At 70.6% G+C, this 10,915-nt stretch carries 9 protein-coding genes; 8 read left to right on the top strand and 1 reads right to left on the bottom strand.

Features of this window, described 5'->3' with window-relative positions; all coding sequences use genetic code 11:
* Positions 1 to 996 (bottom strand): AAA family ATPase, encoded by a 996-nt coding sequence (locus BLU20_RS09760; RefSeq protein ID WP_231959179.1) that lies wholly within the window; start codon positions 994 to 996, stop codon positions 1 to 3.
* Positions 997 to 1,349: 353 nt separating this feature from the next.
* On the opposite strand from BLU20_RS09760, the gene mraZ reads away from it, so the two are divergent.
* From mraZ to murD, 8 genes are all read left to right on the top strand, one after another.
* Complete coding sequence (gene mraZ / locus BLU20_RS09755; protein ID WP_029252634.1) at positions 1,350 to 1,814, top strand: division/cell wall cluster transcriptional repressor MraZ; 465 nt, start codon at positions 1,350 to 1,352, stop codon at positions 1,812 to 1,814.
* Positions 1,815 to 1,952: 138 nt separating this feature from the next.
* Entirely contained in the window at positions 1,953 to 2,969 is a 1,017-nt protein-coding gene (gene rsmH, locus BLU20_RS09750) for a 16S rRNA (cytosine(1402)-N(4))-methyltransferase RsmH (RefSeq protein ID WP_083372399.1), read from the top strand.
* Between the two features lie 122 nt (positions 2,970 to 3,091).
* Positions 3,092 to 3,364: a hypothetical protein gene (locus BLU20_RS09745; RefSeq protein WP_157270425.1), complete on the top strand. Its 273-nt coding sequence runs from the start codon at positions 3,092 to 3,094 to the stop codon at positions 3,362 to 3,364.
* 224 nt (positions 3,365 to 3,588) lie between these two features.
* Positions 3,589 to 5,340: a peptidoglycan D,D-transpeptidase FtsI family protein gene (locus tag BLU20_RS09740; RefSeq protein ID WP_231959178.1), complete on the top strand. Its 1,752-nt coding sequence runs from the start codon at positions 3,589 to 3,591 to the stop codon at positions 5,338 to 5,340.
* 51 nt (positions 5,341 to 5,391) lie between these two features.
* A complete protein-coding gene (locus tag BLU20_RS09735) occupies positions 5,392 to 6,996 on the top strand; it encodes a UDP-N-acetylmuramoyl-L-alanyl-D-glutamate--2,6-diaminopimelate ligase (RefSeq protein WP_083372396.1) in 1,605 nt (534 codons plus the stop codon).
* Positions 6,993 to 8,402, top strand: a complete 1,410-nt coding sequence (locus tag BLU20_RS09730; protein ID WP_029252639.1) for a UDP-N-acetylmuramoyl-tripeptide--D-alanyl-D-alanine ligase — start codon at positions 6,993 to 6,995, stop codon at positions 8,400 to 8,402. The genes BLU20_RS09735 and BLU20_RS09730 overlap by 4 nt, the downstream gene beginning before the upstream one ends.
* Entirely contained in the window at positions 8,399 to 9,481 is a 1,083-nt protein-coding gene (mraY, locus tag BLU20_RS09725; RefSeq protein ID WP_083372395.1) for a phospho-N-acetylmuramoyl-pentapeptide-transferase, read from the top strand. Before BLU20_RS09730 ends, mraY begins: the two co-directional genes overlap by 4 nt.
* Positions 9,481 to 10,911, top strand: coding sequence for a UDP-N-acetylmuramoyl-L-alanine--D-glutamate ligase (gene murD, locus BLU20_RS09720; RefSeq protein WP_231959177.1), 1,431 nt, complete (start codon positions 9,481 to 9,483; stop codon positions 10,909 to 10,911). The genes mraY and murD overlap by 1 nt, the downstream gene beginning before the upstream one ends.
* Positions 10,912 to 10,915: the final 4 nt, after the last annotated feature.

The raw sequence follows: 10,915 nt of genomic DNA, 5'->3' as shown, positions 1-10,915 counted from the left end.
CTACCTCCGGTGGGCCGGAACGGGCGTGGTGCGTAGGACGTCGAGGATCACGTCGTCGGTCGAGCGACCGTCGAGGCGCGCCTCGGTGCGCAGGACGACGCGATGCGCAAGGACGTGAGACGTCATCTTCTGTACGTCGTCGGGCAGGACGTGGTCGCGCCCGCTGATCGCGGCGTGGGCGCGCGCCGCCGCGAGGAGCTGGAGCGACGCACGGGGAGAGGCGCCGAGTCGGAGATCGTCCCGTGTCCGCGTACCGGAGACGAGATCGACGACGTACTGCTTGACGGCCGCCGACGCGTACAGCGAGGCGACGCGATCGCGGAGCGCCTCGATGCCGTGTGCGTCCGTCACCGGTGTGATCCGTTCGAGCGGGTCGCCCGAGTCGCGGTCGTCGAGCATGGAGACCTCGGTCGCCGAGTCCGGGTAGCCGACGGCCACCCGGGCCATGAACCGGTCGCGCTGGGCCTCGGGGAGGGCGTACGTGCCCTCCATCTCGACGGGGTTCTGCGTGGCGACGACGAAGAAAGGCCTCGGGAGCGGGTAGGTGGTCCCGTCGACGGTCACCTGCTGCTCGGCCATGCACTCCAGCAGCGCCGACTGGGTCTTCGGGGAGGCGCGGTTGATCTCGTCGGCGATCACGATGTGCGCGAAGACCGGGCCGGGGCGGAACTCGAACTCGTGCCTCTCGGCGCGGTAGACGCTCACGCCCGTCAGGTCGCTCGGCAGCAGGTCGGGCGTGAACTGCACCCGTCCGACGTCCGCCGAGACGGTGCGCGCGATCGCCTTCGCGAGGGTCGTCTTCCCGACGCCGGGGACGTCCTCGACGAGGAGGTGGCCGCGGGCGAGCAGCACCGCGAGAGCTGTCGTGACGACGTCGGACTGACCGACGACGACGGCGGAGACCTCGGCATGGATCCGGTCGACCACGCCGGCCAGGTCGACCGGTCCGGGTGACAGTGTCGCCGTCGTGGAGAGCGGCGCGTTCTCGTGCAGCACGGGGGCCCTTCGGCTCGACGTTGAGGGGACTTCGAGACTAGTCGATGCGGCGGAGCCCGGCGGTTCGAGTCTGCCCCCCGAGACCGCTCCACATCGCTCCACGGGGCGCCGTGGGTCGGTGCGGGGATCGCCGGCCGGGGAGCGCCGGGACAGGATGAACAAGGGCAGAGCAGGTATACCGGACATTTAGAGTTCTCGAGGACCTCAATCCCACGCCAGGGCCTCCCCGGGTCTCCACAGCACTTGACCTGCGGAGATGCATGTTTTTCACCCGTCCTGCACAACTTCTGACGCGCTTAGTGGAGCGAAGTGGAGTATCGTGGAGGACATGGGAGCGGAAGGGTGGTGGTCGTATGAACGAGGCGTTCGCGGGATCGCTCAGCCCGCTCCTCGGCACGTACACGCCCCGGCTCGACGAGAAGGGTCGGTTGATCCTTCCGGCGAAGTTCCGGACGCAGTTCGCTCCCGGCCTGGTCATGACGCGCGGCCAGGAACGATGCCTGTATCTCCTGCCGATGGAGGAGTTCCGGCGCATGTATGAGCAGATTCGCCAGGCGCCGATCGCGAGCAAGCAGGCGCGTGACTACCTCCGGGTGTTCCTCTCGGGGGCGAGCGACGAGATGCCGGACAAGCAGGGTCGGGTCTCGATCCCGGCGAAGCTGCGGGAGTACGCCGGTCTCGGTCGGGACGTCGCGGTGATCGGTACCGGGACGCGCGTCGAGGTCTGGGACGCCCGGGCCTGGGACACATATCTCGAGGAGCAGGAGGCTGCGTACTCCGAGACGTCGGAGGAGGTGCTCCCGCCTCTCACCTTCTAGCTGTGGAACGGACGCGACGCGCTGCATGACATGCCGCACGACGAGGCCTCCTCCCGCTCAGTCTGACGCACTTCCCCGGCGTCAGAAGGTTCGCGGAGGGAGACCTGGTCGGGTGGCTCTCGATCTGGAGGAGAACCGATGAGCACGAACCGTGAGAGCACGGGTCGACCCGAGGGCGCCGAGGGGCGCCATGTTCCGGTCCTGCGCCAGCGGTGCGTCGACCTGCTCGCGCCGGCGCTCCGCACGCCCGACGCCGTGCTCGTCGACTGCACGCTCGGGATGGGCGGTCACACCGAGGCCGTGCTCGAGCAGGTCCCCGGCGTTCGTGTCATCGGCATCGACCGTGACCCGCAGGCGCTCGACCTGGCGTCGGAGCGCCTCGCTCGGTTCGGCGACCGGTTCCTTCCTGCGAGAGCGGTCTACGACGAGATCGCCGACGTCGTGTCGTCGCACGACCTGCCCGGCGTCCAGGGCGTCCTCATGGATCTCGGAGTCTCCTCGCTCCAGCTGGACGAGACCGAGCGTGGCTTCTCCTACGCGCACGACGCGCCCCTGGACATGCGGATGGACCAGAGTGCGGGCATCACGGCGGCGGAGGTCCTCAACACCTACGACGTGGGGGAGCTGACCCGTGTGCTCCGCGAGTACGGGGAGGAACGCTTCGCCGGGCGTATCGCCCGTGCGATCGTCCGTCGCCGCGAGATCGAGCCGTGGTCCCGGACCCACGAGCTCGCCGACGTCGTGCGGGCCAGTGTGCCGGCGGCGACGCGACGGACCGGCGGCAACCCCGCCAAGAGGACCTTCCAGGCGCTGCGTATCGAGGTGAACGGAGAGCTCGACGCACTCCGGCGCGCGGTGCCGGCCGCCGTCGAGGCCCTGGACGTGGGTGGGCGCATCGTCATCGAGTCGTACCACTCCCTTGAGGACCGGATCGTCAAGCAGGAGCTCGCCCGCGGCGCGACCTCGAGCGCGCCGGCGGGCCTTCCCGTCGAGCCGGAGACGCACCGTCCCTATCTGAAGCTTCTGACGCGCGGCGCGGAGGAGGCAGACGCCGCCGAGGTCGAGCAGAACCCTCGGTCGGCGTCCGTCCGACTTCGTGGTGCCGAGCGCCTGCGCACCACCCCTGACCACATGAGCCACCAGGAGTCACGATGAGCATGAGCCGTGCCACGGCACCCCTGACCTCCGCCGCGCCGATCGCGGCGCCCCGGCCCCGACTCCAGCTCGTCCGAACTCCCGACCAGGCCCGGTCCCGTGGCCCGTTCATCGTTCTGTGCATGTCGATCCTCGGCGGAGCGCTTCTGTGTGGTCTGCTGTTGAGCACGACCATGGTGAGCGGGTCGTTCGAGATGCGGACCTTGCAGAGGGAGTTGGGAGCGGTGGCCCAGGACACGCAGGACCTGCAGATGGACGTCGACAGCGCGTCGGCGTCCCTGCACGAGCGGGCGACGGCGCTGGGCATGGTCCCGGCGGAGGACCCGGTGATGGTCACCCTTTCGGGTTCCGCTCCTGCGGCGCAGGACGTCGAAGGCGCGTCTGAGTCGCCGTGAGTCCGCGTTCTTCGGGGTCGTCGACGCCGTCGGGCCGTGGCGCGAAGGCGTCGACGTCGCGTGCACGCGTCACAGCCTCGCGCCCGGCCACGGGAAAGACGCGGGCAGCGGCCGGGTCACGGACGCCGGCACGTGCGGGGGCGCGTCGGCCGGTGCCAGTCTCTGCCAGGCGGGTCCCGCGTTCGCCCGGAGACTCCGCGAAACGGCAGCGCCTTCTCGTGGTCGTGGCCGCGGTCGCCATGGTGCTGATCGCCGCCCGTCTCATCTATGTGCAAGGAGTCGCCGGGCCCGCGCTCGCCGAGAGGGCGCTGGACGAGCGCATGCGGACGGAGGTCCAGGCCGCGCACCGCGGCGACATCACCGACGCAAGCGGCGACGTGGTGCTCGCGACCTCCGTGGACCGCTACACCATCGCCGCCGACCAGCTCGCGATCGAGAACTTCGTCCCCGACTCGAGGCACGAGATCGACGGCGAGGTCGTCGAGGGCAAGGGCGCCGTGGCGGTCGCGCGGCTGCTCGCCCCGGTGCTCGGACGCGACGCGCCCGAGCTGGCGGCGGAGCTCGTGCCTGCGGTCGGCACAGACCCGGACCGCAACCACGTGCTGGCCAAGGACGTCGTCCCGGAGGTGCAGCGGGCGATCCTCGACCTCAGCCTGTCGGCGTACGTCAGCACGACGCTCGAGAGCGAGCGGGTCTACCCGGCGAAGACGACGGCGGGCAACATCCTGGGATTCCTCGGCGACGAGGACGGAGTGCAGGTCGGGCGCGGGGGAGCCGAGCTGATGTTCGACGACGTCCTCAGCGGCACGTCGGGCTACGTCACCTACGACTCGGCCCGCGGGGGGCAGCAGATTCCGGGTGCGTCCGAGGAGCGCGTCGAGCCGGTCCCGGGTGACGACGTACGTACGACGCTGGACCTCGACGTCCAGTGGAAGGCCCAGGACGAGCTCGAGAAGGCCGTGCAGGACTCGGGCGCCGAGTACGGCATGGCGGTGGTCCAGGACGTTCGCACCGGAGACGTCGTCGCGCTGGCCGACTCGGGAACCCCTGACCCGAACGATCGGTCGTCCGCGGCGGTCGCGAACTCGAGTCGGGTCGTCTCCAACATCTTCGACCCCGGGTCGACCGGGAAGGTCATCACGATGGCGGCCATCCTCGACCTCGGGATCGCGACGCCGACGAGCGAGTACGAGGTGCCGTACTCGTACACGACGCCGAACGGCCAGACGTTCAGCGACTCGCACGAGCACCCGGTCCAGAAGCTCACGCTCGCGGGGATCCTGACGACCTCGTCGAACACCGGGACGGTCATCGTCGGGCAGGAGATCCCCAAGCAGGTCCGCTACGACTACCTGAGCAAGTTCGGTTTCGGCAGCTCGACGGGTCTGGGCCTCCCGGGCGAGTCGGCCGGGATCCTCCGGGACCCCGACGACTGGGACGGCTCGACGGAGTACGCGGTTCTCTTCGGCCAGGGGCTCGCGGTCAACGCGATGCAGATCACGAGTGTCTTCTCCACCATCGCGAACGGCGGTGTCCGGATGGAGCCGAACCTCGTCGAGGGCACGGTCGACGCCGATGACGTCTTCCTCGCGACCGACCGGGGCGAGGGCACTCGTGTGATCGACGAGGAGACGGCCGACACGGTCCTGCACATGATGGAGGGGGTGACCAGCGGAGAGGAAGGCACGGGCAAGAAGGCGACGATCCCCGGATACCGGGTCGCCGGAAAGACGGGAACAGCCCAGGTCCCGGGCCCGAACGGTGAGCTGACGGGAATCATGGCGTCGTTCGTCGGGGTCGCGCCTGCCGACGATCCGCGCTACGCGGTCTCGGTCTTCCTCAAGGACCCGTCCAGCTCGATCTTCGGGGGCGACGTCGCCGCACCGGCGTTCCGCGACATCATGGCCTTCGCGCTCGAGCAGGCCGACGTGCCTCCGAGCGAGACCCCGTACGAGCCTCTTCCCGAGACCTGGTGACGACGTGCAGCGCGCGGTCGCCGGGGCGCTGCACAAGGTAGGTTGTGCGACGTGAGTTCACCCATCGACAGGCTCCGGCCAGCTGTCTCCGCCGGACGTCCGCTCCGCGACGTCGTGGCGTTGCTCGACCTGGAGCCGGATTCCTCCGCGCGCCTCGACGTCCCGGTGACGTCGGTCTCCTCGGACAACCGCACCGTCCAGCCTCAAGCCCTCTTCGTGGCGCTGCCCGGGGCCCACGTCCACGGGGCGACCTACGCCGAGGACGCCGTGTCACGAGGCGCGGTCGCCGTCCTGACCGACCCCGCCGGTCGTGAGCTCCTTCGCGAGATCTCCGTGCCGGTCGTCGTGTGTGACGAGCCGCGCACGGTGCTCGGACCGGTCGCCAGCGTGGTCTACGGAGCACCCGCGCAGGACCTCGGCACGTTCGCCGTCACGGGGACGAACGGCAAGACGACCACCACCTACATGATCGACCACGTCCTCGGCGCGATGGGTTTTCGCGGAGGACTGGTCGGAACGGTCGAGACGCGTTCCGGGGACCGGGTCCTGCCGAGCAGGCTCACCACTCCCGAGGCGGCCGACCTGCAGGCGCTGCTCGCCGCGATGCGGGAGGACGACGTCCGCACGCTCGCGATGGAGGTCTCCTCGCACGCCTTGGCGCTGCACCGGGTCGACGGCATCGTGTTCGACGTCGCAGGGTTCACGAACCTGAGCCAGGACCATCTCGACTTCCACGGCGACCTCCAGGGGTACTTCGCCACGAAGGCCCGGCTCTTCACCCCCGCCCACGCTCGCCGCGGGGTCGTCGTCGTCGACGACGCGTGGGGTGAGCGCATGGTCGAGAGCGCCCAGATCCCCGTGGCGACGTTGCGGACGACCGCCGGCCAGGGCACAGGGTCGACCGCGGACTGGTGGGTGGACGACGTCCACCCGGAGCCGGGGCGTACGGCCTTCACGCTGCGGCATCGCGACGGCCGCGCGCTCGAGACGGGGACGTCGTTGCCCGGCGGCTTCAACGTGACGAACGCGGCGTTGGCCCTCGCGATGGTGCTCGAGGCGGGTTCTGACGTCCGGGACGTCGCCGACGCGCTCGGCGCGGCTGGCGGGGTCTCGCCGGCCGTCCCCGGGCGGATGGAGCAGGTCTCGGACGAGCCACGCGTCGTGGTCGACTTCGCGCACAACCCGGACGCCCTCCGGCTCGCGCTCCAAGCGCTGCGGCCCACGACCCGCGGACGTCTGACAGTCGTCTTCGGAGCCACGGGGGAGCGCGACGTCGGAAAGCGGCCGACGATGGGGGCCATCGCCGTCGAATATGCTGACCGGGTCGTCGTCACGGACGACGACCCCCATGCGGAGGCCCCCGGCCCGATCCGGGCCCAGGTCCTGGCCGGGGCCAGGTCCGCGGCGGAACGCGTCGACCTCGGGGAACCGCGGCGCGGCGTCGCGGTGGACGAGGTCGCTCCGCGCGCCGAGGCGATCGCGACGGCGATCCGCGAGGCGGGGGAGCACGACACGGTGCTCGTGGCCGGACGAGGACACGAGACGGTCCAGGAGATCGCCGGGGTGGACCACCTGCTCGACGACCGCGTGGAGGCGCGGGCGGCTGTGGCAGCACGGAAGCCCCTGGACAACGACATGAAGGAGCAGCACCCATGATCGAGCTGACTGCGGCACAGGTGGCCGCAGCCACCAGCGGGCGCCTCGTGGCGGACCCCGACGCGGCGGTCTCCGGGGCCGTCGTCGTCGACTCCCGCGAGGTCCAGGACGGGTCGCTCTTCGTCGCGCTCCCCGGTGAGCACGTCGACGGCCACGACTTCGTGCCGGCGGCGATCGAGGCCGGAGCGACTCTTGTCCTCGCGGCGCGGGAGGTCGAGGGCCCGTGCGTCGTCGTCGACGACGTCCAGGCTGCGCTCGGCGAGCTGGCGCGATACGTCCTCGCGGAGCTGCGGCGCCGCGGCCCGCTCCGCGTCGTCGGCGTCACCGGGTCGGTCGGCAAGACGACGACGAAGGATTTGCTCGGCGCTCTTCTGCGTCCGGAGGGGCCCGCCGTCGTTCCGGTCGGGTCGTTCAACAACGAGATCGGCCTTCCCCTCACCGTCCTGCGCGCCGACGAGGCGACCCGCACGCTGGTTCTCGAGATGGGTGCGTCGGGGATCGGCCACCTGACCTACCTGACCCGTATCGCGCCGCCGGACGTCGCCGTCGTCCTCCGGGTCGGTGCGGCGCACCTCGGCGAGTTCGGGGGGATCGAGGCGGTGGCCGAGGCCAAGAGCGAGATCGTGACGGGGCTGGCACCCGACGGCGTCGCCGTGCTGAACGCCGACGACTTCCGCGTCGCCGCGATGTCGGAGAAGGCCCCCGGGAAGGTCGTCCGGTGCGGGACGATCCCCAGCGCGGACGTGCGTGCGGAGTCGATCCGCGTCGATGCCGGTGGTCGTGCGTCCTTCACGCTGCGCCTTCGCGACGAGCACGGTGACGAGCGACGTGCCCCGGTCCGGCTCGGTCTGGTCGGCGAGCACCACGTGACGAACGCGGTGGCGGCGGCTGCGGCGGCGTTGTGCCTCGGTGTCGGGCTCGAGGACGTCGCCCAGCGGCTCACGGGGACGGTCGCTGCCAGCCCGCACCGCATGCACGTGGTGGACCGTGCCGACGGGGTCACGATCGTCGACGACTCGTACAACGCGAACCCCGACTCGATGCGTGCCGCGCTGCGGACGCTCGCCGTCATGTCCGGTCGTGAGCGTCGCTCGGTGGCCGTGCTCGGCGAGATGCGTGAGCTCGGACCCGAGTCGCGGGCCATCCACGACGAGATCGGCCGGCTCGCCGTCCGCTTGAACATCAAGCTCCTGATCGTGGTGGGCCTCGGTGCCCAGGGCCTGCACGACGGTGCCGTCCAGGAGGGATCTTGGGGCGAGGAGACCGTGCTCGTCGACGACGTCGAGGCCGCCTCAGAACTCCTTCGCACCGAGCTCCGCCCGGGTGACGTCGTTCTCGTCAAGGCGTCGAACGGCTCGGGCCTCTGGCGTCTCGGCGACGAGCTGGTGGGAGGCACCGACGCATGATCGCGATCCTCGTCGCGGCGACGGTCTCGCTCCTGGTTGCGCTCTTCGGGACACCTCTCTTCATCCGGTTCCTCGTCCGTCGTCAGTACGGACAGTTCGTCCGCCAGGACGGGCCGACGGCGCACTTCACCAAGCGCGGGACGCCGACGATGGGCGGCGTCGTCATCATCGCCGCCACCCTGATCGGCTGGATCGTCTCGGCGATCCTCACGGGGTCGATCCCCAGCGTCTCCGCGGTCCTTGTCATGTTCCTCATGACGGGTCTCGGGGTCGTGGGGTTCCTGGACGACTTCACGAAGATCCGCAAGCAGCGCAGCCTCGGTCTCTCCGCCAAGGGAAAGATCATCGGGCAGGGGGTCGTGGGCATCACCTTCGCGGTCCTTGCCCTGCAGTTCCCGAACGAGAACTTCCGGACCCCCGCCTCCACCCGGATCTCGTTCCTGCGAGACACCAACATCGACCTGGCGTTCGCCGGGGCGACCCTCGGCCTGATCCTCTTCGTCATCTGGGCGAACTTCCTGATCACCGCCTGGTCGAACGCGGTGAACCTGACCGACGGCCTCGACGGGCTCGCGACCGGGGCGTCCCTGGTCGTGTTCGGTGCCTACGTGCTGGTGAGCCTGTGGCAGATGAGCCAGTGGTGCCAGCGCATCGACACGGCCGGGCCGAGCTGCTACGAGGTTCGTGACCCGCAGGGGCTGGCCATCGTGTCGGCGTCGATCATGGGCGCGTGCATCGGCTTCCTGTGGTGGAACGCCAGCCCCGCCAAGATCTTCATGGGGGACACGGGCTCGTTGGCCCTCGGTGGCGCGCTCGCGGGCCTCTCGATCTTCACCCGCACCGAGATCCTGGCCGCCATCATCGGTGGCCTCTTCGTCATCATCGTCCTCTCCGACGTCATCCAGATCGGCTTCTTCAAGATGACCGGCCGGCGCGTCTTCAAGATGGCGCCGTTGCACCACCACTTCGAGCTCTCCGGGTGGGGCGAGGTCACCATCGTGATCCGGTTCTGGCTGATCGCCGGGCTCTTCGCCGCCCTCGGCACCGGGATCTTCTACGCCGAGTGGGTCGTCGGCTAGTGCTTGCGCTCGAACGAAGCCGGGTCGTCGTCGCGGGCCTCGGGGTGAGCGGACGCGCGGCCCGGGCAGCGCTCGTTCCTCGGGCGGCCTCCGTGACGACGGTCGACCGCGACGCCGACGACGCGGACGTCGCAGACCTCGTCGATCTCGCAGACGTCGACGTGGTCGTCGCCAGCCCGGGGTGGGCCCCGACATCACCGCTCCTCGAACGTGCTCGTCGTGCCGGCGTCCCCGTGTGGAGCGAGGTCGAGCTCGCGTGGCACCTCCGCGTCGATCGTGCGGACGGCACGGGCCCTGCGCCGTGGGTCGCCGTGACGGGAACGAACGGGAAGACGACGACCGTGCAGATGCTCGAGTCGATCCTCGCGGCCGCCGGGCTCCGCACGCTCGCCGTCGGGAACGTCGGCACCCCGGTGGTCGAGGCCGTCCTCGATCCGCACCTGGACGTGCTCGCCGTCGAGCTCTCGAGCTTTCAGCTCCACTTCACCCGGTCGATGAAGGTCCTCGCGGGTGCCGTGCTGAACGTCGCCCCCGACCACCTCGACTGGCACGGTGGGATGGACAACTACGTCGCCGACAAGGCGAGGATCTTTCGCGGCGCGGAGCGTGCCTGTGTCTACTCCGTGGCGGACGGCCGCACCCGGCGGATGGTCGAGGACGCGGACGTCGGCGAGGGGGCCCACGCCGTCGGCTTCACACTCGGTGCGCCGGGTCCTGGCGAGCTCGGTCTCGTGGAGGACGTCCTCGTCGACCGCGCGTTCCACCTCCCGGTGGACGACCCGCGACGGCACGGGTCGGCCGACGAGCTCGCGACCCTCGCCGATCTTGCGCACCTCGCCCCGCAGGCCAATCCGCCGCACATCGTGCAGAACGCCCTCGCGGCCGCGGCACTGGCTCGGGCCGCCGGCGTCCCCGCGGGTGCGGTCGCGGAGGGCCTGCGCGCCTACCGGCCGGGTGCGCATCGACTCGCCCCGGCGGGCACGCTCGACGGAGTGCACTTCGTCGACGACTCGAAGGCGACCAACGCCCACGCGGCCGACGCCGCCCTGCGTGCGTTCGGCCCGGCGAGCGTCGTCTGGATCGCGGGCGGCCTGGCGAAGGGCGCGACGTTCGACGACCTCGTGGCGGCCCGACGCGACCGTCTCCGTGCCGTCGTCGTCATCGGTGTCGATGCGACGCCCGTCACGGATGCGCTCGCGCGACACGCGCCGGAGATCCCCGTCGTGCGGATCGCCCCGGGAGAGACTGACGTGATGCGCAGCGCCGTGGTCGCTGCCCGGGAGCTCGCCCGTGCGGGTGACACCGTTCTGCTGGCCCCGGCGTGCGCATCGATGGACCAGTTCCGCTCGTACGCCGAGCGGGGTGACGCGTTCGCCGCCCAGGTGCGCGCCCTCAACTCCGCTCCAGGGAGCGCCGCACCTCAGGAGTGATCGG

This window comes from Paraoerskovia marina (genome assembly GCF_900105445.1).
GTDB classification, from domain to species: Bacteria; Actinomycetota; Actinomycetes; order Actinomycetales; family Cellulomonadaceae; genus Paraoerskovia; species Paraoerskovia marina.
Note: the sequence above shows the minus strand (reverse complement) of the source record. Positions and strands in the feature narration are given on the sequence as shown.